This window comes from Proteus sp. TSJ240517, assembly GCF_047921575.1.
Taxonomy (GTDB): domain Bacteria; phylum Pseudomonadota; class Gammaproteobacteria; order Enterobacterales; family Enterobacteriaceae; genus Proteus.
Genome location: NZ_JBLRMH010000002.1, coordinates 339,521 through 365,219, shown reverse-complemented (window position 1 = coordinate 365,219; position 25,699 = coordinate 339,521). Strand labels below are relative to the sequence as shown.

The window sequence follows — 25,699 nt, the reverse complement described above, 5'->3', positions numbered from 1 at the left end:
TCAGGACAAAAAATTAGATATCAACAAAAATATCAGGATCAGGACCTAAACGTTTTTTCTGATCAAGTGCTGCCATTTCTGCAACTTCCTCTTTCTCCAATTTAAAATCAAAAATATGGAAGTTTTCTTCTATGCGAGAAGGTGTGACAGATTTAGGGATCACCACAAGCCCACTATCTAGATGCCAACGTAAGACAATTTGTGCTGGGGTTTTATGATATTTTTCGGCAAGTTTTTGAATGATGGGTTGGTTAAAAACACCTTCACCCCCCTGTGCTAAAGGGCTCCAAGATTCGGTCACAATATTATGCGTTGTGTTCCATGCTCTTAATGGTGCTTGTTGCATTAAAGGGTGAATTTCAATCTGATTAATGACGGGTGTAACACCTGTTTCAGTAATGATACGTTCAAGATGTTCTTCTTTAAAATTACAAACACCAATACTTTTTACCAAGCCTTCTTTTTGCAAAATAATCATCTGTTTCCACGCTTCAACATAAAGTTCGCGTGAGGGGGCAGGCCAATGCATTAAATAGAGATCAATATAATCAAGTTGCAAACGCTGGAGACTTTCTAAGACAGCACCACGAGCATGCGTTTGATCGTTGTTCCATAATTTTGTTGTGATAAAGAGTTCATCACGAGGAACCGTAATCTGTTTTAGCGCTTTACCCACACCTTCTTCATTATGATAAATTGCCGCAGTATCAAAAAGGCGATAGCCTGTATCAAGTGCGTGATGAATAGCGTTAACAACTTGATGATTATCTGCTTGCCAAACACCCAGCCCCAGTTGTGGGATGGCATTTCCATCAGATAATTTGATCAGTTTAGGTTTATCCATTTCTGTCTCCAAAGTCGCATTAAGGTACTTAGAGTGCTGCTGTATAAATGCGTTGACTGACTTCTAATGTGATATCTTGATGCTCGCCTAGTGCGGTTTGTCCATGCTCTTCCAATTTTCGCACTAAAGCTGGAATATCTTCTTCAGTAATTTTGAAATCAGCCAGTCGAGTTCTAAGTCCCATTAATTCAAAGAATTTTCGAGTTTCATTAATCGCAGTTTCAATTTTAAAAGCGTCAGAACCTTGGTTTATACCCCAAACTTTTTGTGCATATTGGATTAACTTCTCATATTTAGCCTGCCGTTTTTCATTTAATAGGGCAGGTAAAACGATGGCGAGAGTTTGTGCATGATCAAGCCCGTGTAATGCCGTGAGTTCGTGGCCTAATGCATGTGTAGCCCAATCTTGAGGAACACCAACACCAAGGATACCATTAAGGGCTTGTGATGCTGTCCACATTATATTAGCACGGATATCATAGTCTGTAGGTGATGCCAGCGCTTTTGGTCCTTGATCAATCAAAATCCGTAAAAGACCTTCTGCATACTCATCTTGTACACGAGCATTCACAGGATAAGTGAGATATTGCTCTAATATATGAATAAAAGCGTCAACAACGCCGTTTGCTGTTTGTCTTGGTGGTAAAGAATAAGTGGTTGTTGGATCTAAAATCGCGCAATGAGGATAAACATAAGGAGAGGCGAAGCTTTGTTTATCCATTGTCTGTTTTTTACTGATCACGGAAAAACTGTTGGTTTCTGTTCCTGTTGCTGGAAGTGTTAATACACAACTTAGAGGAATGGCTTTTTCGACCACTTTACCGCGACTGGTTACGATTTCCCAAGGTTCACCTTGATAAGGTATCGCGGCTGCAATAAATTTGGTGCCATCAATAACCGATCCACCGCCGACAGCCAATAGGTGTGTAATACCATGATATCGGGCGTAAGAAACGGCTTTCATCAGTGTTTCATAAGAGGGATTGGGTTCAATACCACTAAATTCATGAATTTGATAACCAGGAAGAGCCGTATAGATTTGATCTAAAACGCCGTTGCGTTTAATACTGCCACCGCCATAAGTCAGCAAAATTCTTTCATTTTTTCCGATTTCAGAACGTAGTTTTTCTATTTGCCCTTGACCAAAATGAAGGCGAGTGGGGGAGTAATAAGTAAAGTTTTGCATTTTGTATCCACCTTGATTTGATGTTCTGCAATATGACAATTAATCAGGAAAAAGTTTTTCACTGTGTCTAGACGAAATAGCATGACATAACTATAACTGTAAGGTTGTAGAAATAAGAGATGAATTATTTTCTTAATGACTACAACAATTCAAATTGTAGCTAATTTATAAGGAGTGATATGGAAAGTCATTATTTAACATTAAACCAAGAACATTGGGATAAACAAGCCGCAATGGAAAATCAGTGGTCTAAACCTGTTAGCGACGAAGAAATTATCGCTGCAAAACAAGGCAACTGGAAAGTCCATTTAACACCTAATCCGGTTAAAAAAGAGTGGTTAGCAGATATTAAAGGTAAAAAAATACTCTGCTTAGCTTCTGCAGGTGGGCAACAAGCGCCTATTTTAGCTGCTGCTGGTGGTATTGTGACAGTATTTGATTTATCAGAAGGTCAATTAAGCAAAGACCATCAATTGGCACAAAAGCATCAGTTAGATTTGGTTACAGTACAAGGTGATATGGCGGATTTAACTGCATTTGCTGATGAAAGTTTTGATATTATTTTTCACCCTATCTCAAACTTATATGTAGCGGATGTTAATCCCGTTTGGCAAGAGTGCTACCGTGTTTTGAAAAAAGGCGGTGTACTTATGGCGAGTTTTTATAATCCTGTTGTTTTTATTGATGATAGAGATCCGCAATTGCGCTCACAGGGATTAATAAGACCGACTTACCGATTACCCTATAGCGATCAAGGTTCACTACCTTCGGATATTCTGCAAGAAAAAGTCGCAAGAGGTGATGGACTTGTATTTGGTCATTCTTTAACTGACCTTATTGGTGGGCAGCTAAAAGCGGGTTTCTTATTACAAGATTTTGTTGAGGATTTTGCTCCTCATGCTCGCTTTCTCGTTGATAGTTATATTCCAACGTTTCTTGCGTCAAAAGCCATTAAGCTTTAACGACAAATAGATTAAGGTAAAAGATGACGGTGATAAATATCAACGGATTTTTACTAAGATATTAATAAGATAGGAGATAGGAAAATGAACAACTGAACTTTTGAGGTATTAGATGATTAAAAAACGCCATTATGATGATTAATATAATGGCGTTTTTTTTAATTACTTATTACTGGTGCTATTTTTACGATGGCGAATATACATCACAATCGATCCAATTAAACCTGCACTTAAGAGTAATACAGGTAATGTCATCAAAATATTCATGACTAAGGTTTCATGCTTTTGAATAAAGGGAATAAGATTTAGCACATAGCCTAAAGAAACAATAATCCCCACCCATAAGAAGCCACTTAACCAGTTAAATATTTGAAAACGACGTTGTTGTAATTCTGATAAGCCAGCCAGAGTAGGTAATAATGTACGCACGAATCCAATAAAACGACCCAGTAATAGTGCATATAAGCCTTGGCGATGGAAGAGATCATTTGCCTTATGATGATATTGCTCTGGTAATTGAGCCATCCAACGTTTAACCACTTTTGTATCACTTAGCCAACGGCCTTGCAAAAAGCCGAGCCAACTCCCAATACTCGCGGCAGCGCCTAATATAATGATAGTCGGAAAAAAGTGTAAAACACCTTTTGCAATTAAGGCACCGCAAAGAATAAGCAGTGTATCTCCTGGTAAAAATGCGGCGGGTAATACCCCGTTTTCCAGCATAATAATAACAAAAAGAACAATATAGATAACCCACAGCACATTTGGATTAGCTAACACCATATAATCGTGTTGCATTAGTGCGTGAATGATCTCTTTTAATGTACCCATTAGCGAACTCGCATTAAAAAAGGACTTTATGTTCGCTATTCTAACGCAAAATAAAGAGAACAGTTTGATTTAATCCCTGTGGAACCACAGGGATAGATTTTTTTTAATAAAAAATTCATTCTTTATTAAGAAATACGTAAAAAGGCTTGTTCTAGATCTTCAATAAGGTCATCTACATTTTCTAATCCAATATGAATGCGAAATAGTGTTCCTGTAAATGTTGGCTGAGTTTCATATTGGCGCATCGCTTTAATATCATTAGGTTGATAACCCAAAATTAAAGATTCAAATCCTCCCCATGAAAATGCCATCTTAAATAATGAGAAGTTATCCAAGAAAAGTGCAAATTCTTCAGTGGTTAGGATTTTCTTTAAACTAAAAGAGAATAACCCATTGCTACCGGAGAAATCACGTTGGAAATATTCATGTCCTGGGCAAGAAACTAAAGCAGGGTGATAAACATTATCAACTAAAGGATGTTGTTTTAACCAGCGAGCGACTTCTAATGCACTTTGTTCGTGTTGTTTCATCCTGACGGGTAATGTTCTTAATCCTCTTGCTGTCATATAAGCAGTATCAGGATCAACACATTGACCTAATAAATAGGTATTTTCACGTAACTGCGCCCAGCAACGTTCATTAGCTACAGCAAAACCTAACATGCCATCAGAGTGACCATTAATATATTTTGTGGCAGATTGGATTGAAATATCAGCACCCAATGTTAGTGGTTTAAGCAGTAATCCCCCCGCCCAAGTGTTATCAATCATAATAATGATTTCAGGGTTATATTGGCGCACTGAATTGACTATTCCTTGTAGATCTTGAATTTCCATCGTGATTGATCCTGGAGATTCAAGAAAAACGATTTTTGTTTCAGGAAGTAGCAATTGGCTGATCTCTTTGCCGATTAAAGGATCAAAATAAGTCGTTGTCACTGAGAATTTACGTAAGATCTGATCACAAAAATTTTGAGTTGGATCGTAGGCAGAGCCTGTAACAAGAATATGAGCACCTTGCTCAATAAATGCGAGTATAGATTGCGTAATCGCAGCTGCACCTGAAGGAAATAATGCGCAGCCTGCACCTTGCTCTAATTCAGTTAAAGCTTCTTGTAAGGCAAAATGTGTGGTTGTACCTCGACGTCCATAAAAAAGGGTACCTTCCGCTCGTTTTTTCGTTGCTTCACGTTTTTGTGCAACGGAATCAAAAATAACGGATGATGTTCGTTGTATAATTGGGTTTACTGCGCCTTGGGAATATTTTTTAGCTCGACCAGAAAGGAGGAGTGAGGTTTCTTGTTTTTTTAGCGTCATCCTTAATACCTTCTTTTAATTGATGGTGTGTTTACCTCAAGTTAATTCATTTTTTGGATAAGTACAAAAGGCTTGCAGGGTAGTTGATAAAATTTCACGTTACGTGAAAGAACGATAATTTGTCTTAAAAATCGACAAATGAAAAAAAATAGCCAAATAGTAATGATAATTACTATCAAAATGCTTCATGTTTGATATCATTTGAGCGTTTTCTCTTTCCTGATGGCAAACAGGATGATTGTAAGCGAACGATTTTGGGTAAGTAGTGAAGAAAAAGCTTCATTACTGAATAAATAAATAGATAAAAAAGAGAGTAAAAGGCCAACTGATGCGTAATTTGACAGCTTCTATTCTATTGGCAATCGGTCTGACAGGCTCTGCTTTTGCGGATACGACTCCTGCCACACCAACTGAACAGCCAACTACTGCTGCCGTTTCTTCAACAGCTTCTACACCGGGAACAGCTACACCAACAACTGCTACTGCTTCAACGACCTCTACAACGGGTAATGAAGTGAAAGCAGTAGGTACTGAAACCACTAAGCCTGAAGGTGAAAATACACCTGTAACAACGGCTGAGAATTCAGAAAATGTACCTTCAGCGACAGAAAATACACCATCAGAAGTACAACCTGAAATGGTTGCTGGTGGTGGATTCGCTGAAGATTTATCTGTAATGGGCATGTACCGTAATGCAGACTTAGTCGTTAAAAGTGTCATGATTGGCTTATTGTTAGCCTCTATTGTTACTTGGGCACTGTTTTTCGCGAAAGGAAGTTACTTGATCTCACTGCGTCGTCGCTTAAGAAATGAGACGGCTCAGTTAGTTGAAGCTAAATCACTTAACGATGCGTTAGCGATTAGCAAAAAATTTGGCAATAAGAGCGCAACCGCTGATTTCTTTAATGATGCAGAATTAGAGCGTACTTACTCTCAAGAAAGTAAAGTGGCATCAGGCATTAAAGAGCGTGTTGAAATGCGTATGGAACGTCGCGTTGCAGCAATTATTCGTGAATTAGGCCGCGGTAATGGTTACTTAGCCACAATCGGTGCAATTTCTCCTTTTATCGGCCTTTTCGGTACGGTTTGGGGGATCATGAATAGCTTCATCGGTATTGCACATTCTCAAACGACAAATCTTGCTGTTGTTGCACCAGGTATTGCAGAAGCGCTATTAGCAACCGCGATTGGTCTGATTGCGGCGATTCCAGCGGTTATTATCTATAACATTTTTGCTCGTATGATCGCAGGTTATCGTGGTGAAATTGGTGATATTGCAACAGGTGTGGTGACATTAGTCAGCCGTGATTTAGATATCGAAAACAGCAAAGCAAGGTAATGAATTATGGCAATGCGTCTTGGTGATGATTCAGGTGATGATAATGAATTGCATGATATCAATGTGACGCCTTTTATTGATGTCATGTTGGTTCTACTCATTATCTTTATGGTGGCTGCACCTTTAGCTACTGTTGATATAAAAGTAAATTTACCCGCTTCAAGTGCTAAACCACAGCCTCGCCCTGAAAAACCGGTTTATTTAACGATTAAGTCGGATAAACAAATTTTCATTGGTGAAGAGATGGTCACACATGAAACGATGGCGAGTGTGTTAGATACCATGACACAAGCTAACAAAGAGACAACAATCTTTTTCCAAGCTGATAAAACGGTTGATTATGAAACGTTAATGTCGGCAATGGATTCGCTAAGAAAAGCGGGTTATCTCAAAGTTGGACTAGTGGGAATGGAAACCGTCTCTACGGGTGGTTAAATTTTAGCAAATAAGCTATTTATTTAAGTATTATTACGCTATTTTAAAAGCACTTTATTTGTTGTTGTGAAATGATGAATAAAGTGCTTTTTTATTGTATAGAAGAAATCGCGTTTATATTTTTACCACTTTTAATGGTTATCGATATTATTAATAAAATTGAGTTAGAATAAAATTTAACTTTAGTGTTAAATAAGATTAATAATAAGTAGATTAAGTTTATGAGTAAACGATTAATTAAGTTTATTGAGTAATAGCGGGCTGAATCAATTAATGCTAAGTAGATATCATTATTTGAACTCCTATAACATTAATATTCATTAACTCTTCATTTTTTTTCATTTTTAGATTTGTTTAGTTCGACATTTTAAAGTTAAATTTATCTATAACCTTGTGATTTATAATGTCTTTATGCAAATTTGATTTAAGTGTAAAAAAACTTGCGCAAAAAATCTTATTGGATATAATGCACTCACGTTACAAATTGAAATATTTTGTAACGTGTTATAACGCCTAATTTATTTATTATCTAAGTTATCCGTATTTGGGTACTTATTTTTTTATTGCACCAGGTAGACCGTTGTTTTCAGTCATTCCAATTTCTGGTAAGTAGATTTTATTTACTTATTCAAACCACTACTTATCTTTGATAAGCAGTGAGTAAAATAAAACGTGAAAGGCAGAGAACTACACATAGCATTTTATTATTTTAATAAATTTAGAAGCCATAACATTTCGGTGTTATGGCTTTTTATTTTTATCAACTGGGGTTTTGCTTTTATCATTATTTTACCTGTCCTGTCTTTCTCATCACTTTAGAGGGCATACACCTCATTACCTGCTGATTTTCACAAGCACTTGCCGTACTGAATACTACAAACAGTTAACAAAGCATATTTCAATTTTTTAGATTTATGACCACTTCTTTTATCTATTCTCACAAAAAAAAGAAATCAGCTCTATTTAGGGATTATTTATCGATAAATTGTATTTTTTTTATCCACAAAAATAACAGGGATTTAACATGAAATTTTATTTACGTTAATTTCGTTATAAATTCGATATGTTATAAAATAACTTAATGAAACTATTGCTGCTGTGTACTAATTAGTAATTATTAATGATCTTATCTTTTTGATGATGTCCATATTGATATGTATTTAATTTTATAGCGATTTTATACTAAAGGAAATTCTTATTCCAAAAATGTATATACTTATAACTATATGAAAAACGATAAGAAAAACAGGTTAACTTTTGTCTATTAAATAAACGTAATTATGGTGATTAAAAATTAATAACGAAAGAAGATTAGCTAAATAGGTAATGAAAATAAGCTGAAATTAAATATATTAATGTAATCATTTCTTGTTTATGAAATGCAATTTTTAACATTACTTATGATGTAATATAAAGGTTGATATTATGAAAACAAGAGTCATCATTATAATTAAATAATATATTGAAACTTATTTTTAATAATTCTTATTGGAATATAGGAATAATGGATTATTAATTTTGTATTATTTTAAATATATTGTCTTATAATTTGAATGTTTTTTGTCTTTTTTGTATCTCATTGATTAATATTGATTTTAAAAATACCTTCATCTTATTTGTCGAGATAATGAGAATTATTTCTATTTAAATTATCATTATTAAATAGAGTTTAAATAAATTTAAAATGACGAAATATATAAAAAATAGACATTAAACCTTATATTGCTGAAACGTTTTTACTCACATAAAAGCGTAATTTATTTTTTAATGAATTATCGCTTGATAATGATCAAGTCATTATTGTGTCGTAGTGTTAAAAAGGCGGTGTTTTAAAATTATTCCAATTAAAAATCATCATATCAGGAGAGATATATGGCCTTGGGGAATAATGTTTTTTCCCATCATGGTATTAACCGACGCGATTTTATGAAATTGTGTGCTGCGTTGTCAGCTACCATGGGATTAAGCGGCAAAGCTGCCGCAGAAATGTCAGATGCAATGGCATCATCTGAACGTCCACCCGTTATTTGGATTGGCGCTCAGGAGTGTACAGGGTGTACGGAGTCTTTATTACGTGCAACTCACCCGACTCTGGAAAACCTCGTTCTTGATGTTATCGCACTCGAATATCACGAAGTGCTTTCTTCGGCCTTTGGTGAACAGGCTGAAGAAAATAAACACAATGCGATGGAGAAATACAAAGGTAAGTACGTCCTCGTTGTTGACGGTTCAATCCCAGACAAAGATGGCGGTGTTTACTGTATGGTTGCAGGAAAACCAATTCTTGAGCATATCAAAGAAGCCGCTGAAGGGGCTGCTGCGATTATTGCTATTGGTTCATGTTCTGCATGGGGTGGTGTACCTGCTACTGGGGGTAACCCAACAGGCGCTAAATCACTGGAAGCAATTTTACCGGGTAAAACCGTTATCAATATTCCAGGGTGTCCACCAAACCCACATAACTTCTTAGCAACTGTTGCACATATTATTACTTTCAACAAATTGCCTAAGTTAGATAGCAAAAACAGACCGCTTTTTGCTTATGAGCGTTTAATTCACGAAAACTGTGAACGTCGCCCTCATTTTGATGCGGGTCGTTTTGCTAAAGAATTTGGTGATGAAGGTCATCGTCAAGGCTGGTGTTTATACCATTTAGGCTGTAAAGGCCCTGAAACCTATGGTAACTGCCCAACATTAGAATTCTGCGATGTCGGTGGTGGGATCTGGCCTGTCGGTATCGGTCACCCTTGCTATGGCTGTAACGAAGAAGGTATCGGCTTTACTAAAGGTATTTTCCAATTAGCGAACGTTTATCAGCCAACACCAAAAGCACAAGTACCTGATGTTAATGCAAAAGAAGGTGGTGGTGTCTCTTATGGTGCTGCTGGCTTATTGGGTGCTGTCGTGGGTGCAGTTGCAGGTGTCAGTGTGATGGCTGTGCGTCAATTAGGCCGTGACAAGAATGCCACAGGAGCCTCACAGGAGGATAAACGGTGAATAGGCGTCATTTCTTTAAGCTGGCATCAGGTGGGGTTCTCCTTGCGGGAATGGCACCCACTGCGAGTCATGCTGCGGCGCAGAACCGTCCCCCAATTCCTGGGTCTCTCGGTATGCTCTACGACTCTACACTGTGTGTAGGCTGTCAAGCATGTGTCACAAAATGTCAGGAAATTAATCACCCGGAGCCAATGGAGCGTGGTGATACTTACGCTAATGGTGATCCGATTTGGTCAAACAATGACAAATTAAGTCCTTACACAAATAACATCATTCAAATTTGGCGTGATGGTACTGGTGAAAATAAAGATCAACTGGAAAACGGTTATGCCTTTATTAAGAAACAATGTATGCATTGTGTTGATGCAAACTGCGTTTCTGTTTGTCCTGTTTCTGCGTTAACCAAAGATCCAAAAACCGGCATTGTCCATTATCACGCGGATATCTGTACAGGTTGTCGTTACTGTATGGTGGGATGCCCTTATAACATTCCAAAATACGATTATGATGATCCATTTGGTAAGCTCTATAAATGCGAGCTTTGTAACCAAAAAGGGGTTGAGCGTTTAGATAAAGGCTTATTACCAGGCTGTGTTGAAGTTTGTCCTACTGGTGCGGTTATTTTCGGTACACGCGAAGAGTTGTTGGAAGAAGCAAAACGTCGTTTAGCGAAAAAAGCGGGTGAAGAGTATCATTACCCACGTCAAACCATTAGTGGTGGCGATACTTATTTACATAAAATTCCTGAATATCAAGATCATATCTATGGTGAGTTTGAAGGTGGCGGTACGCAAGTCATGGTACTTTCTGCTGTTCCTTTCGAAAATTTAGGAATGCCAGAAGTGGCACCATTATCAACGGGTGCGCGTTCTGAACATATTCAACATACGCTTTACAAAGGCATGGTATTACCAATAGCAGCCCTTGCAGGGATCACCTATTTGGTTAACCGTAATAGTAAAAAACAAGAGCAGGAACACCACAAGGAGGATAACGATGTCGAGTCATGATCCTCGTCCACTTGGCGGTAAGTTATTTACTCTAGCAGTAAGAGTATTTTTACCGCTTGCTGTGCTCGGTTTTATTCTTATTGGTAAGCGTTTGGTATTAGGTCTGGGCGATGTCTCTGATCTGAATGGGGGATATCCTTGGGGTATTTGGATTGCCTTTGACTTATTGATAGGGACGGGCTTTGCATGTGGTGGTTGGGCACTTGCATGGGCTGTTTATGTCTTTAATAAAGGGGAATTTCACCCATTAGTGCGACCTGCATTGTTAGCGAGCTTGTTCGGCTATTCATTAGGTGGTTTATCTATCGCCATTGATATCGGTCGTTATTGGAACATGCCTCACTTCTTTATGCCGCAATACTTCAACGTTAACTCAGTGTTGTTTGAAACAGCGACCTGTATGACCATCTATATTATGGTGATGGCATTAGAATTCTTACCTGCGTTATTAGAACGTTTAGGTTGGAAAGTGTCGTTGAAACGCCTTAATAAAGCGATGTTCTTTATTATTGGTCTTGGTGCTTTACTGCCAACCATGCACCAATCTTCAATGGGATCATTAATGATTTCAGCGGGTTGGAAAGTACATCCACTGTGGCAATCTTATGAGATGTTACCGCTGTTTTCTCTGTTAACAGCCTTTCTCCTTGGTTTCACTATCGTTATTTTTGAAGGTTCGCTGTTAAAGGCAAGCCGCACCATGAACGATGATGAAACACCGCTATTTACCAAGTTAACCAAAGTGATTGAAGTATTACTGATTGCTTTCTTGGTCTGTCGCTGGGGCGAAATTATTTGGAACGGTAAACTGAGTTATATCGGAAATGGGGATATGTTCTCGTGGTTATTCATTGCTGAAAGTGCATTATTGTTACTTCCTCTTATTTTGATGCATTTAAATAATAACCGCCGTAGTCCAAAAATGTTGTTTGTCTGCGCTGTATTTATCTTAATTGGCGCAGCAATGTGGCGTATGAACTACTCTTTAGTTGCTTACAATCCAGGCAATGGTTACCACTATTTCCCAACAGCAAGTGAATTGCTGATTTCTATTGGTTTCGTTGCATTTGAAGTAACAGCTTACATTCTTATTATCCGTTTACTGCCGGTTTTACCTGCACAAACAGACTCAAATATACAATTAAAAAAGGCTGAGGTTAAATCATGAGCCAACGCATTACTATTGATCCTATTACCCGTATTGAAGGGCATTTACGCGTCGATTGTGAAATTGATAACGGAAAAGTTGTTAAGGCTTGGTCTTCCGGTACCATGTGGCGCGGAATGGAGGAGATCCTAAAAGGAAGCGATCCTCGTGATGCATGGATTATCGTGCAACGTATTTGTGGGGTTTGTACGACAGTTCACGCAATTGCCTCAGTACGTGCTGTTGAAGATGCCTTAGGTATGGATATTCCTGTCAATGCGCAGTATATCCGTAACATTATTTTGGCTTCGCATATTCTTCATGACCATATCGTCCACTTCTATCAGCTTTCTGCGATGGACTGGGTTGATATTACTTCAGCGTTACAAGCCGATCCTGAAAAAGCGTCAGCGATGCTAAAAGGTGTTTCTCAGTGGCAATTGAACTCTGCTGAAGAATTCAGAAAGGTTCAGAAGAAAATTCAAGGTCTGGTTGACAGCGGTCAGTTAGGTATTTTCGCTAATGGCTACTGGGGTCACTCAGCCATGAAATTACCACCAGAAGTTAACCTGATTGCTGTTGCTCACTATCTGCAAGCACTTGAATGTCAGCGTGATGCTAACCGTATCGTAGCGGTTCTTGGTGGTAAAACACCACACATTCAAAACTTGGCAGTAGGGGGTGTTGCTAACCCAATTAACCTTGATGCACCAAGTGTTCTTAACTTAGAACGTCTGATGTATGTGAAGCACTTTATCGATAATCTTGGCGATTTTATTGAACAAGTTTATAAAGTCGATACTGCGATTTTTGCTGCTTATTACCCAGAGTGGCTAAAAATTGGTAAAGGCGCGAACTACTATTTATCTGTACCTGAATTACCTATTAACGGTAATAACACTGAGTTTTTATTGTCTGGTGGTTATATGGAAGGCGTTGATTTCTCAACGTATCGTCCAATTAAAGACTGGAAAGATGAAAACCTGAAAGACGGTATCGAAGAAAGTGGTAAACACGCATGGTATGAAGATGATGAACCATTAAAACCGTGGGAAGGTTTGACTCGTCCTAAATATACAGGTTGGGATGAGAACGAAAAATACTCATGGGTTAAATCACCTACATTCTATGGCAAACCTGTCGAAGTGGGTACGTTAGCATGGTTAGTATGTGGTTTAGCAGGTAAGCATGAAGGAACTGTTAAACACTATAATGAAATCAATGGGATATACACTAAATTAACGGGTGAAACGCTGGTTAATGAGCAGTTAGAGTCAACTTGGGGACGCATTATTGGACGTACTGTTCATGCGTGTGTGTTACAAGATTCTCTAAACTTCTTGTGGCAATCACTGGTTGATAATATTGGTCGTGGCGATACTGCTGCCTTTATTAAACCAGAGTTTGAACCAGGTAAAGAGTACCGAGGTGTGGGTTTTGAAGAAGCCTCTCGCGGTATGTTATCTCACTGGATCGTGTTTAAAGACGGTAAAATCACTAACTATCAGGCGGTTGTTCCATCAACATGGAATGCGGGTCCTCGTAACTTTAATGATGAACCAGGTCCTTATGAGTTATCACTTGTTGGTACACCTGTTGCTGATCCGAAAAAACCATTAGAAGTGGTAAGAACGATCCACTCCTTTGACCCATGTATGGCGTGTGCTGTGCATATGGTTGATTTAACAGGTAAAGAACTAAGTAAGGTGAAGGTATTATAATGCGAACTCTCGTCTTAGGTATTGGTAATTTATTACTAAGCGATGAAGGCATTGGTGTTCGTATAGTAGAAGCGCTCGAAGAGCGCTTCTCTTTACCAGAGAACGTCGATGTTATTGATGGTGGCACATCAGGTATGGAAATTTTGCAAGATATCGCTGCAAGAGATCTCCTGATTGTTGCCGATGCGGTAAGAAGCAATCATGAACCTGGCAGTATTTTTGTGTTACATGATGATGATGTTCCCGCACTTTTTACGCAGAAGATCTCGCCTCATCAGTTAGGCTTATCTGATGTGCTTATGGCATTGCGTATGACAGATGAATTTCCACGCAAGCTTATTTTAGTGGGTATTGAACCTGCGTCATTAGAGCCAAGCATGTCACTGTCTGACATTGGTCAAAAATCAATGGAAATTGCGTTGGAACATGTCGTCAATATTTTGCGTGAATATGGTATTCCTGTCACACCCAAAGAGGTAACAGCATGAGTGAAATAAGCTGGGATATCGTAGGATACGATGAACCGCCTGTTGAGCAACTTGAAGCGCGTTTTAGTGAAATTGCTGAAAAAGAGATGAAAGGGCTTCCTTTTTATCGAGAAGGTATTCCTGTAAAAGCAGGGGGCTTTACCTTATTTGAAAACCAGTGGATTGGGGCTGTTCTTACTCCTTGGATGCTAGAGCTTGTCGTTTTCCCAGGGCCTTCACAAGAATGGCCACATCGAAAAGTAGGCGATCGCATTGGGTTAGAATTGCCTTGTGGTCAGATTAAATTCGTTGTGGGTGAGCTTGCTGGTGATATGCAATATCTCGCGTGTTCATTAATGTCGCCACTTGATAGACACCTTTCAGGGGAACATGCTGTTGAGTTGGTGGAAAATAGTGTAAAAATGGCACTTTCTCTTCCTGTTCAGACACAATCCGTAGCAGAAGTTGATTTAAGTCGTCGTTCTCTCTTCCGTGGTCAGTTAAGATCATAGTGTAGAAATTTTACGCGACACAGAGTCACATTCTTCTTATTGAATAGTACAGGAGTCAGAATATGTGTAGCACTTGCGGTTGTGGCGAAGGCAATGTCAGAATTGAAGGCGTAGAGCCTCATTCACATGAGCACCACCATCATCACTCTCATGACCATGATCATCACGACCACGGTCATCATCATGATCACAGCCATCACGGGCATGATCATCATCATGAACACAATGCTACTCCAGCGAATACTGTTCATAAATATATTGATAAGTCTGAACAAAAGCATAAACATAACTACGAAACACATGGTCAGCCTATCATCGTTCATCACCACTATTACCATAACAGTGGTGATGTTCATCTCCATTTTCATAACGATGCACAGCTAAACGAAGCGCCTGTTTTCCATGAACATCATCATGGACATGACGATCATCATGAGCATGATCATTCACACAATCATGACCATGCTCACAGTCACGATCATTCTCATGATTATAACCATGAGCATTCACATCATCATTCTCACAGCCACGATCATGCACATGATCATGACCACGATCACGAACATGAGCACGAAGAGCAATTTAGCCCTGTGATTGAAAATCAGAATATGCATTATGGCCAAGGTGAAGCGGGAACACATGCTCCCGGTATTAGCCAAAAGCGTATGCTGAAAATTGAAATGGATGTGCTGGATAAAAATAACCGCATTGCTGTTCATAACCGTGAACATTTTGAACAACAAAATGTATTGGCATTAAACTTAGTTTCAAGCCCAGGCTCCGGTAAAACAACGCTATTAACACAAACATTAAAACAGTTAGCTCAACGGGTGCCTTGCGCGGTGATCGAAGGCGATCAGCAAACCACTAATGATGCGGATCGCATCCGTGAAACTGGTGTGCCAGCGATCCAAGTGAATACAGGAAAAGGTTGTCACCTTGATGCACAAATGGTGCATGATGCGACACATCAATTAGGTTTACAAGATAACAGCGTTCTCTTTATTGAAAACGTGGGTAACTTAGTTTGTCCTGCCAGTTTTGATCTGGGTGAAAAGCATAAAGTTGCGATTCTTTCTGTCACTGAAGGTGAAGATAAACCACTGAAATACCCGCATATGTTTGCTGCGGCTGATTTAATGATTATCAACAAAATTGATTTAGTGCCACATCTGAATATTGATGTTCAAGCCTGTATTGAATCCGCTCGCCGTGTTAACCCAAATATCGAAATCATTGCGTTATCAGCAACAACGGGTGAAGGCATGGAAGAGTGGTTAGCTTGGTTGGAGAGTCGTTTATGTGCTTAGGTGTTCCAGCTAAGATTGTTGAGGTGGGCGAAGACGTCCACCAACTCGCTTATGCCGAAGTCAGTGGCGTCAAACGTGCTGTTAATATTTCGATGGTATGTGAAGGCGAACCTAGTGAATTATTAGGCAAATGGGTACTTATTCATGTGGGATTTGCCATGAGTATTCTTGATGAGCAAGAAGCACAAGATACCCTTGATGCATTACAGCATGTCTATGGTGTGACCCTCGAAGAGGCTGATGATGCAGTACGTTGATGAATTTCGTGATCCCGAACTTGCGAAAGCCTTACTAGCCCAAATCCGTGAAACTATTTCACAATGGCCTCATCCTATTAAACGGCCATTACAAATTATGGAAGTGTGTGGTGGGCATACACATGCCATTTTTAAATTTGGTCTAGATCGCTTATTACCAGAAGAAATTGAATTTGTTCATGGACCGGGTTGTCCTGTTTGTGTATTACCGATGGGGCGAATTGATGCTTGTTTAGAAATTGCAGCCCGTCCTGATGTCATATTCTGTACTTTTGGTGATGCAATGCGAGTACCGGGACGTAATGGCTCAATGCTGGATGCGCGTCGTCGTGGCAGTGATATTCGTATTGTCTACTCACCGCTCGATTCCCTCAAAATTGCACAAGATAACCCAGATAAACAAGTCGTCTTTTTTGGTTTAGGTTTTGAAACTACGATGCCAAGTACTGCAATGACGCTACAACAAGCGAAATTGCGTGGACTCAAAAATTTCTCTCTGTTTTGTCAGCATATTACTATCGTGCCTACTTTACGTTGTCTACTAGAACAAGATGATGTTCGCATTGACGGCTTTATTGCTCCAGGGCATGTGAGTATGGTGATTGGCTGTACGCCATATCAACCGCTATGTGACGAATTTGAAAAGCCTTTTGTCGTGACAGGATTTGAACCATTAGACTTATTACAAGCTATACTGATGGTCATTAAACAACTTAAAGCAAAAGCAGAAAATACAGATTATGTTTTAAGTATTGAAAACCAATATAGTCGCATTGTACCGAATGAAGGTAATAAGTTGGCTCAAAAAGCACTTAGCGAAGTGTTTATGTTAAAAGAAACCAGTGAATGGCGTGGATTGGGTGAAATCCCAATGTCAGGTATTCAATTAACACCTGCTTATTCTGAGTTTGATGCTGAATTACGTTTTACTCCCGCCCCGCAGAAAGTGGCTGATAATCCGCAATCTCGCTGTGGCGATGTATTAACAGGACGATGCAAACCTTCCGATTGCCCACTCTTTGGTAAAAGTTGTACACCAGAAACGGCATTGGGTGCCTTGATGGTATCATCTGAAGGTGCATGTGCGGCTTATTATCAGTATCGCCGTGAAGGTAATATATGAAACAACCTGATGAAATCACCTTAGCCCAAGGAAACGGCGGGCAAGGTATGCAGCAACTTATCGAAGGACTATTTTTAAAAGCGTTCGATAATCCATTATTAAATGAAAAAGAAGATCAAGCGCGGATCGCCTTAAATGAGTTAACCACACTGGGCGATCGTCTTGCTTTTAGTACAGATAGCTATGTCATCGATCCCATTATTTTCCCTGGTGGAAACATTGGTAAATTATCGGTCTGCGGGACGGCTAACGATCTTTCTGTTGGTGGTGCAGTTCCTCGTTACCTTTCATGTGGTTTTATTTTGGAAGAAGGACTTCCTTTTGAAACTCTAGAAACCCTTGTGATGGCAATGGCAAAAGCCGCGCAACAAGCGGGCATTCAAATTGTTACGGGTGATACGAAAGTGGTTCCTCGTGGTGCTGCGGATAAGATTTTTATTAACACCGCGGGTATTGGTGTGATCCCAACCAAAATTCATTGGGCTGCATCAAACATTAAAGCAGGCGATAAGATCTTAGTGAGTGGCACTATTGGCGATCATGGTGCAACAATCCTGAATCTTCGTGAAAATTTAGGGCTTGAAGCGGATCTGCAAAGTGACTGCGCGGTTCTTGAGCCAATGATTGCCCCTTTACGCCAAATCGAAGGAATTAAAGCATTACGTGATGCAACTCGAGGCGGTGTGACAGCGATTTTGCATGAGTTTGCTCAAGCCAGCGGTTGTGGCATGAACGTGCATGAAAGCAAATTACCTATGAAACAATCCGTTCGTGGTGTATGCGAATTATTAGGACTTGAAGCGCTTAATTTCGCTAACGAAGGAAAAATTGTTTTAGTGGTTTCACCTGAAGCGGAAGCACAAGTACTTGAAGCACTGCATCAACATGCTTTAGGCAAAGACGCTTGCACGATTGGCGAAGTCACAACGGATAATTATATTCGTTTAACAGGCATTTTCGGTACTAGTCGTATCCTCGACCTACCTTATAACGAGCCTTTACCTCGTATCTGCTAAACACTTATTCCCCACTTATAAATGGAAATGTTCACTGAATTTATAAGTGGGATAAGTTACCCACTTGTTACAAAAAATTGTTATAACGCAAATTTCTCTCATTTATCTGAATACTGACTCTTTGATAAAAAAATTATTGGAGTAACATGTTCGCCTCATCCTACTGCGTGGAGAGTGTCTCTCGTAGAGGTTAGTTCTAGGAAAAAACATGTCTTGGTCAGAATTTAAATCTCAATACCTGATCCGTTTTTGGAAGCCTCTTCCAGCAGTTATCGCGGCAGGTATCTTATCAACTTATTACTTTGGTTTAACCGGCACTTTCTGGGCTGTCACTGGTGAGTTTACCCGCTGGGGTGGTCACGTTATGCAATGGTTCGGTGCTCATCCTGAAGAATGGGGTTATTTTAAAATCATCGGTCTTGAAGGTACGCCATTAACGCGTATTGATGGCGTGATGATTATCGGGATGTTTGGAGGTTGCATTATGGCGGCTCTTTGGGCCAATAACGTCAAACTTCGTCATCCTCAACATAAAATTCGTATTCTTCAAGCTGTTCTAGGTGGGATCATCGCAGGTTTTGGTGCTCGTTTAGCAATGGGTTGTAACCTTGCTGCCTTCTTTACGGGTATTCCTCAGTTCTCTTTACATGCTTGGTTCTTTGCGGTTGCAACGGCAGTCGGTTCCTACTTCGGTGCTAAGCTGTCATTGATGCCACTGTTCCGTATTCCAGTAAAACTGCAAAAAGTCAGCCAAGCGTCACCTATCACTCAAGATAAACAACGTGCGAAACGTCGCTTTAGATTGGGAATGGTTATCTTTTTTGCCATGATTGCGTGGTCTTTAATTATTCTCTTTGATTCACCAAAACTGGGTTTCGCCATGCTAGGCGGTATTGGTTTTGGTATTTTAATTGAACGTGCACAAATCTGTTTTACTTCTGCTTTCCGTGACTTATGGATAACAGGCAGAACCCATATGGCAAAAGCGATTATCATCGGTATGGCGGTGAGTGCCATTGGGATCTTTAGCTATGTCCAATTAGGTGCATCACCTAAAATTATGTGGGCGGGTCCTAATGCCGTAGTTGGCGGCTTACTCTTCGGTTTCGGTATTGTGCTTGCTGGTGGGTGTGAAACTGGCTGGATGTATCGCGCTGTTGAAGGTCAAATTCACTTTTGGTGGGTTGGATTAGGCAATGTGATTGGTTCGACGTTACTCGCTTATTATTGGGATGATTTTTCAGCCATCTTAGCGACTGATTACGACAAAATTAATTTACTTGATACTTTTGGGCCTGTAGGCGGATTAGGCGTGACATATCTGATGTTGGGTCTGTCATTTGTGTTGCTGCTTTGGTGGGAGAAACATTTCTTTCGTAAAAAAGCACAACAAGCACACTCTATTTCAACCCAGATTAATAAGGAAATCGCATGAGCCAGAAAGACACCATTGTTCCTGATTATCGTCTAGATATGGTCGGTGAACCTTGTCCTTACCCTGCGGTGGCAACGCTTGAAGCTATGCCATCACTGAAAAAAGGCGAGATTTTAGAAGTGGTCAGTGATTGCCCTCAATCAATCAACAATATTCCACTTGATGCGAAAAACTACGGTTATACCGTGTTAGATATTCAACAAGATGGTCCAACTATTCGTTATTTAATTCAAAAATAATCTTTATTTTTCATTAAATAAAAAACAGCCTATACATAGAGAATGATAGGCTGTTTTCTTGAATAATATTATTACTCTGCTTCGCCGCCTAGGACTTCGGTGACTCGTTCAATTAAAGCGCTGAGTTCACCGGTCATTAAAATAAAGTCGGCATCAAAACGTTGGGCAAAATCGGCTTTATCAATATCATCATTTTGCTCACGTAAAGTTTCACTGAATTTAATGCGTTTGATAGAACCATCATCACAAAGCATAAATTGCAGGCGATCTTCCCAATCTACAGAGAGTTTGGTGACAAATTTACCCGCTTCAATATGCGTCGCAATTTCATCAGAGACTAATTCCTGTTTCTTACAACGAATAACGCCACCTTCATCTAAGACCGCTTTTAGTTCTGCTTCATCCATCAAGGTAAAGCCAGCTGGGAGTTCTCCAGAGCGTACCCACTCTGTCATTTTTAATTCAACGGATTCATTGAAGTTCAAAGGAACAACAGGTAATGAACCTAAGGTCTTACGCAGCAAGGCTAAGTTATCTTCAGCGCGTTTTGCACTGCCCGAATCAACAATAACGAGTTGTTTTTCTAAATCGAGCCAAATAAATGTTTGTGAGAATTTACTAAAAGCACGAGGAAGCAGAGTGTGCACCACTTCATCTTTTAAGGTGGCTTTCTCTGTTTTTTTCAGTTTACGTCCTTGCTCACCTTCAAGTTTTTCAACTTTGTCTTGCAGTGCTTGTTTAATAACTGTCGCAGGTAAAATTTTGTCTTCTTTCCGTGCACACATCATGACTTGTTTGCCAGCAACATGGATAAGCGCTTCACCGCGATCACCCATCGGCGAAACCCAACCTGTCCGAGTCATATCTTGGCTACTACAAGGTGTGAATGCCAATGAGGCAAGCTGTTGTTCTAACTCATCCATTGACAGTGCTATCCCTTTATTTAAGCGATAGACTAAAATATTTTTAAACCACAGCATCTGACATTCCCCTTAATCATTATTTACTACAATATGATACTGAATGTTTAGGGTATCTAAAAGGTAATATCCTTTAAAAGAAAATCTATACCGTGTTATTTAATAAAAAGATAAAAAAAGCTGAAACGAATAATTAGTAAATCTACTCTATGATAATGAGTTTTATTCTTATCTGAATTAGATTGATTAAGAATATTAATAATGAAATAGCATGATTTTTAGTACAAACCATTATGTGACAATAATCACAAGATTTTATTTTTACACTCTTTTTTGTTTACAAACTGAAATCACTTTCAGATTTATCTCTGCATTAATTTACAAAACAAAAATATTCTTGACGCTCTTGTGTGATTATTATCACAAAATAAGGAAAATGTATGAGGGGATTTTTCACAATCAACAAAGTGATTAAGATCACAAATATTGATATTTTTTTTTCAAATATCGTTAAAAGAGCACGATTGGGCTTTTTATATTAACCAGTGTTATAGTTTAGATTTTGTAATGTTTCATTGGGTTTTGTTGTTACTTGTACGTATTGATTAGATATTGTAATTGAATAGCATTCTTGTGCTTCTCTTTTGAATATTTACAGATAATTATTCTTTTTATGATGGGATGTTACTCGTTACCACTAGTTAAATTGTATTTAAATTCGACTTTGCCTTTATTTAAATAAGAAATAAATATAAAGATAAAAAATTATTAATTAGGAATAACAATATTTAAATCTTTAGTGTTATTTATTTAGTGGTTAAAATTAATACTTCCTTTTAAATATATTAAATAGGGGGATAAATTTTTTATTAGCAAAAAAAAGAGTCTTATAAAGAAATGAAATATAAAAGAAAAATCTAAAAGTGCTATTTTTAAAAAGTTGATTAAGTTCAAAAAACACGTATCTTTACCTTTAATTGTGATACCTATCACTTGAGTATGTAACCATGAAAATACACATTGGTGTAATTGTGGACTGTATCACGAAAGTTGGGCTTTTTTTTGAGTAACATGCCATCGAAAACTCAACGACCTATTTCTTTTCCTGACAGAAATAAAAGCAATGCCCTTATTTAAATATAATGAGGATATTATTTTTGTGTCTTATTGGTGATTACGTCTGTGTCAAGGAAATTAAAGCCTTTAAGAAAATTTTGTAGAGTCATAATTAGTAGCTATAAAAATTATCAATTGTGAGAGCGATTTTCTTTTTCGAAATTCGTGGCAGAGATCTTTTGCCTGAATCTCAGGTCAACTATATACGGCGGTATTATTTTTGACCTTAAAGAAAGTCATAAAACTATAGAAAATAGATAGATGGGTATTTTAATCATGAAAAGCTTGAAGCCTCTAGCAGCACTGGTTGGTTTGTTGGTTCTTTCTGGATCGGCAAACGCGGTAAACGTGTATAACGATAAAGGTACACGTTTTGATGTAAATGGTCAGTTCCGTTTAAAAACACAAGTGACCAGCCAAAATCACGAAATGAAAATGACGGATGATGGTAGCCGTATCGGTTTCTTCGGTTCACACGAACTGACTAACGATATCAAAGTCTTTGGTAAATTAGAGTGGGGTTCAGACACTCAAAAAACAAACAGTGACAACCCTAAATCAAACTTTGAAATGTACAACCGTGTGGGTTATGTCGGTTTCTCTCATCGTGATTATGGTCAAATCCAGTTTGGTCGTACTTATATTCCAATCGACTGGGTGAAAAAATCAAGCTACGGCTATGGTAACACGGGTGTGTTCTACTTTAGTGATGTATTAGGTCGTGCCGTAGGTTATAGCAATGGTTATGCTGATGGTAAAGGTGTTGGTAAAAACAACTTTATGACCCGTTTACCACAAACTATCTTTATTGAAACTAACCGTTATGAAGGCTTTAAATTAGCCGGTACTGTAACAGGTAAAACAGGTGATGATAATACTCGTACCACTGGTGATATTACTCGTGCATATTCAGTAGTGGGTTTCTATAAATCAACTTTCGGTTTAGAGCTTGATGGTGGTTACTCTGCCGCTAAAGGTGAAGCGACTCATAGTAGTAAGAGTACAGTTCAAGGGAAAACTCCTGAAAACAGTATCTTAGCATTTGGTGCCGAATACTTCTTCCCAGGTCGTGAATTTTCTATCGGTTTAGACTATGGTCAATCTCGTGGTAAAAATTCAGGTTTAACTTTAGCAAGTAATGCAGTTTCAAAAGATTATAAATGGAACTCTGTTAAAGGTGACTGGAAAGCAGATTTATATGGTGTTGGTGTGAAATGGCACTGGGATCGTATTGAAAGTGGTATGTATGCGGGTTACTACCTGCGTGATGGTGATGCCAACACTTTCAACTACAAAAAAGAAACCTATACTGTGGGTGTAGATAAACGTTTTGCGGTATCTAAATACAACAACTTACGTTTATTTGCTGAAATGGCATATGATGATGCACGCAGTGACAACGAAGCATATAAAGACACTAAACAATATATCTTCGAAACGGGTATGCGTCTGTACTTCTAGTCCTGACAAAAGCATTACCGTTTGATAGAAGTAACCAAAGGAGAGCGATTTCGCTCTCCTGTTAACCAATATATAAGGGGTGTGTAATGGTTAAGAACGTGTTGAAAATTTCAACATTAGCAATGTTTGTCGCATTCAACGTGAATGCTGCGACAGTCGATCTTCGTATTATGGAGACGTCTGATGTTCACAGTAACTTAATCGACTTTGACTACTTCAAAGACAAACCAACAGAACAGTTTGGTTATGTCCGTACTGCTAATTTAATTAAAGCAGCAAAAGCTGAAGCAACCAATGCGATTTTAGTTGATAACGGCGACTTGATCCAAGGTAGCCCGCTGGCTGACTATCAAGCAGCTAAAGGCTTAGAAAAAGGCGAATCTCATCCAGCTCACCAGCTGATGAACACCATGGGTTACACAGTAGGTAACTTTGGTAACCATGAATTTAATTATGGTTTAGATTACCTGAAAAAAGCCATTGCCGGTGCTAAATTCCCTTACATCAACGCCAACGTGATGGATGCGAAAACAGGCAAAAACTATTTCACACCTTATATCATTGTTGATACACCAGTAAAAGATCGTGATGGTAAAGAACACACTATCAAGATTGGTTATATCGGCTTCGTTCCACCACAGATCTTAATCTGGGATAAAGCCAATCTGGATGGTAAGGTCGTTGTAAACGATATTACAGAAACAGCGAAAAAATTCGTCCCTCAAATGAAAAAAGAGGGTGCTGACCTGATTGTGGCTATTCCTCACTCTGGTTTTGCGTCAGAGCCGTACAAAGCAATGGCTGAAAACTCTGTTTATTATTTAAGCGAAGTTGAAGGCATCAATGCAATCATGTTTGGTCACGCTCATGGCGTATTCCCAAGCAAAGAATTTGAAGGCATTAAAGGTGTTGATGTTGCTAAAGGTACTGTAAATGGCGTTCCTGCTGTTATGCCTGGCCAATGGGGTGATCACTTAGGTGTCGTTGATATGGTTATCAACAACGACAGCGGTAAATGGGTGATGACACAAGCAACAGGTGAAGCGCGTCCTATCTTTGATAAAGCAAACAAAAAAGCATTAGTTGAACGTGATGCTGAATTAGCGCAAATCATCGAAAAAGCACACCAAGGTACTCGTGATTTTGTAGGTAAACACATTGGTAAAGCTTCTGCCAACATGTACAGCTTCTTAGCATTAGTACAAAGCGATCCAACTGTACAAATCGTGAATGATGCACAAGTTGATTACACCAAACACTTTATTCAAGGTGATCCGAACTTAGACGGTTTACCAGTATTAGGTGCAGCTGCGCCATTTAAAGCGGGTGGTCGTAAAAATGCACCAGCAGACTTCGTCGAAGTTGAAAAAGGTGACTTAACATTCCGTAACGCTGCAGACTTATACCTGTATCCAAACACATTAGTGGTCGTTAAAGCGACCGGTGCTGATGTTGTTGAGTGGTTAGAATGTTCTGCGGGTATGTGGAACCAAGTTGATCCAAATTCAACTAAACCACAAGAACTAATCAACTGGGATGGTTTCCGTACTTATAACTTCGATACCATTAGTGGTGTGAACTATAAAGTTGACCTAACTCAACCAGCTAAATATGACGTTGATTGCCAAGTCGTTAATAAAGATGCGAATCGTATCAAAGACGTGACTTATGAAGGCAAGCCAATCGATCCTAAAGCAACATTCCTGATCGCAACAAATAACTACCGTGGATACGGTGGTAAGTTTGCAGGTACTGGTGAAGCAAATATTGCGTTCGCATCTCCAGATGAAAACCGTGCAATCTTAGCGTCTTACATTGCTAAACAAACGAAAGAAAAAGGCGAAGTTGCAACTAAAGCTGCTAACAACTGGTCATTCTTACCTATTAAGACTGACAAAGCGTTAGATGTACGTTTTGAAACGTCACCAAGTGAGAAAGCGGCTGCATTTATTAAAGATTTCTCTCAATATCCAATGACCTTTGTGGAAAATGATGAAATCGGTTTTGCAATTTACAAAATTGATTTAACAGAGAAGAAATAAGCCATTAAAGCCT

22 protein-coding genes are annotated in these 25,699 nt (G+C 38.9%); 17 read left to right on the top strand and 5 right to left on the bottom strand.

The genetic code is table 11. The features are described from left to right. Positions 1-13 precede the first annotated feature (13 nt). Complete coding sequence (dkgA, locus tag ACNARN_RS05240) at positions 14-844, bottom strand: 2,5-didehydrogluconate reductase DkgA (RefSeq protein WP_198619318.1); 831 nt, start codon at positions 842-844, stop codon at positions 14-16. A gap of 28 nt (positions 845-872) precedes the next feature. Continuing rightward, complete coding sequence (locus ACNARN_RS05235) at positions 873-2,030, bottom strand: iron-containing alcohol dehydrogenase (protein WP_198625968.1); 1,158 nt, start codon at positions 2,028-2,030, stop codon at positions 873-875. Positions 2,031-2,209: 179 nt separating this feature from the next. Between ACNARN_RS05235 and ACNARN_RS05230 the strand changes: the two genes are divergently transcribed. Beyond that, positions 2,210-2,992: a class I SAM-dependent methyltransferase gene (locus ACNARN_RS05230; protein ID WP_198629931.1), complete on the top strand. Its 783-nt coding sequence runs from the start codon at positions 2,210-2,212 to the stop codon at positions 2,990-2,992. A gap of 162 nt (positions 2,993-3,154) precedes the next feature. On the opposite strand, the gene ACNARN_RS05225 is transcribed toward ACNARN_RS05230, so the two are convergent. Next, positions 3,155-3,823 carry a DedA family protein gene (locus ACNARN_RS05225; RefSeq protein ID WP_198619321.1) on the bottom strand — a complete coding sequence of 223 codons (669 nt, stop codon included), beginning with the start codon at positions 3,821-3,823 and terminating at the stop codon, positions 3,155-3,157. A gap of 125 nt (positions 3,824-3,948) precedes the next feature. Beyond that, on the bottom strand, positions 3,949-5,139 hold the full coding sequence (gene metC, locus ACNARN_RS05220) for a cystathionine beta-lyase (RefSeq protein ID WP_416304214.1): 1,191 nt from the start codon (positions 5,137-5,139) through the stop codon (positions 3,949-3,951). A gap of 328 nt (positions 5,140-5,467) precedes the next feature. On the opposite strand from metC, the gene exbB reads away from it, so the two are divergent. From exbB to yedF, 14 genes are all read left to right on the top strand, one after another. After that, a complete protein-coding gene (gene exbB / locus ACNARN_RS05215) occupies positions 5,468-6,478 on the top strand; it encodes a tonB-system energizer ExbB (protein WP_198625972.1) in 1,011 nt (336 codons plus the stop codon). 6 nt (positions 6,479-6,484) lie between these two features. After that, positions 6,485-6,913, top strand: a complete 429-nt coding sequence (gene exbD / locus ACNARN_RS05210; protein ID WP_099074169.1) for a TonB system transport protein ExbD — start codon at positions 6,485-6,487, stop codon at positions 6,911-6,913. 1,872 nt (positions 6,914-8,785) lie between these two features. Continuing rightward, positions 8,786-9,910, top strand: a complete 1,125-nt coding sequence (gene hybO / locus ACNARN_RS05205; protein ID WP_109371805.1) for a hydrogenase 2 small subunit — start codon at positions 8,786-8,788, stop codon at positions 9,908-9,910. Further along, the gene (hybA, locus tag ACNARN_RS05200) at positions 9,907-10,920 is read left to right on the top strand and encodes a hydrogenase 2 operon protein HybA (protein WP_109371803.1); all 1,014 of its coding nucleotides are present in this window, start codon (positions 9,907-9,909) and stop codon (positions 10,918-10,920) included. Before hybO ends, hybA begins: the two co-directional genes overlap by 4 nt. Next, positions 10,907-12,088 (top strand): Ni/Fe-hydrogenase cytochrome b subunit, encoded by a 1,182-nt coding sequence (gene hybB / locus ACNARN_RS05195; protein ID WP_023580918.1) that lies wholly within the window; start codon positions 10,907-10,909, stop codon positions 12,086-12,088. Before hybA ends, hybB begins: the two co-directional genes overlap by 14 nt. Then, positions 12,085-13,788: a hydrogenase 2 large subunit gene (hybC, locus tag ACNARN_RS05190; RefSeq protein ID WP_064718974.1), complete on the top strand. Its 1,704-nt coding sequence runs from the start codon at positions 12,085-12,087 to the stop codon at positions 13,786-13,788. The genes hybB and hybC overlap by 4 nt, the downstream gene beginning before the upstream one ends. Continuing rightward, positions 13,788-14,276 (top strand): HyaD/HybD family hydrogenase maturation endopeptidase, encoded by a 489-nt coding sequence (locus ACNARN_RS05185; RefSeq protein WP_023580916.1) that lies wholly within the window; start codon positions 13,788-13,790, stop codon positions 14,274-14,276. Before hybC ends, ACNARN_RS05185 begins: the two co-directional genes overlap by 1 nt. Next, the gene (gene hybE / locus ACNARN_RS05180) at positions 14,273-14,767 is read left to right on the top strand and encodes a hydrogenase-2 assembly chaperone (protein WP_196532329.1); all 495 of its coding nucleotides are present in this window, start codon (positions 14,273-14,275) and stop codon (positions 14,765-14,767) included. The genes ACNARN_RS05185 and hybE overlap by 4 nt, the downstream gene beginning before the upstream one ends. Before the next feature lie 62 nt (positions 14,768-14,829). Further along, complete coding sequence (gene hypB / locus ACNARN_RS05175; RefSeq protein ID WP_198632083.1) at positions 14,830-16,077, top strand: hydrogenase nickel incorporation protein HypB; 1,248 nt, start codon at positions 14,830-14,832, stop codon at positions 16,075-16,077. After that, positions 16,068-16,334, top strand: a complete 267-nt coding sequence (gene hybG, locus ACNARN_RS05170; RefSeq protein ID WP_006535180.1) for a hydrogenase maturation factor HybG — start codon at positions 16,068-16,070, stop codon at positions 16,332-16,334. Before hypB ends, hybG begins: the two co-directional genes overlap by 10 nt. Beyond that, positions 16,321-17,457 (top strand): hydrogenase formation protein HypD, encoded by a 1,137-nt coding sequence (hypD, locus tag ACNARN_RS05165; RefSeq protein WP_075674243.1) that lies wholly within the window; start codon positions 16,321-16,323, stop codon positions 17,455-17,457. Before hybG ends, hypD begins: the two co-directional genes overlap by 14 nt. Next, positions 17,454-18,473 (top strand): hydrogenase expression/formation protein HypE, encoded by a 1,020-nt coding sequence (gene hypE, locus ACNARN_RS05160; RefSeq protein WP_109371795.1) that lies wholly within the window; start codon positions 17,454-17,456, stop codon positions 18,471-18,473. The genes hypD and hypE overlap by 4 nt, the downstream gene beginning before the upstream one ends. Before the next feature lie 208 nt (positions 18,474-18,681). Next, the gene (gene yedE / locus ACNARN_RS05155; protein WP_198629928.1) at positions 18,682-19,908 is read left to right on the top strand and encodes a selenium metabolism membrane protein YedE/FdhT; all 1,227 of its coding nucleotides are present in this window, start codon (positions 18,682-18,684) and stop codon (positions 19,906-19,908) included. Continuing rightward, complete coding sequence (gene yedF / locus ACNARN_RS05150) at positions 19,905-20,147, top strand: sulfurtransferase-like selenium metabolism protein YedF (RefSeq protein WP_069368619.1); 243 nt, start codon at positions 19,905-19,907, stop codon at positions 20,145-20,147. The genes yedE and yedF overlap by 4 nt, the downstream gene beginning before the upstream one ends. 71 nt (positions 20,148-20,218) lie before the next feature. Here yedF and rdgC read toward each other — a convergent pair whose 3' ends face one another. Further along, positions 20,219-21,127: a recombination-associated protein RdgC gene (rdgC, locus tag ACNARN_RS05145; RefSeq protein ID WP_198619327.1), complete on the bottom strand. Its 909-nt coding sequence runs from the start codon at positions 21,125-21,127 to the stop codon at positions 20,219-20,221. Positions 21,128-22,459: 1,332 nt separating this feature from the next. Here rdgC and ACNARN_RS05140 point away from each other — a divergent pair. Together ACNARN_RS05140 and ACNARN_RS05135 are read left to right on the top strand one after the other, a co-directional pair. Continuing rightward, a complete protein-coding gene (locus tag ACNARN_RS05140) occupies positions 22,460-23,644 on the top strand; it encodes a porin (protein WP_232797549.1) in 1,185 nt (394 codons plus the stop codon). Positions 23,645-23,730: 86 nt separating this feature from the next. Next, positions 23,731-25,686 (top strand): bifunctional 2',3'-cyclic-nucleotide 2'-phosphodiesterase/3'-nucleotidase, encoded by a 1,956-nt coding sequence (locus ACNARN_RS05135; RefSeq protein ID WP_109371787.1) that lies wholly within the window; start codon positions 23,731-23,733, stop codon positions 25,684-25,686. Positions 25,687-25,699 lie beyond the last annotated feature (13 nt).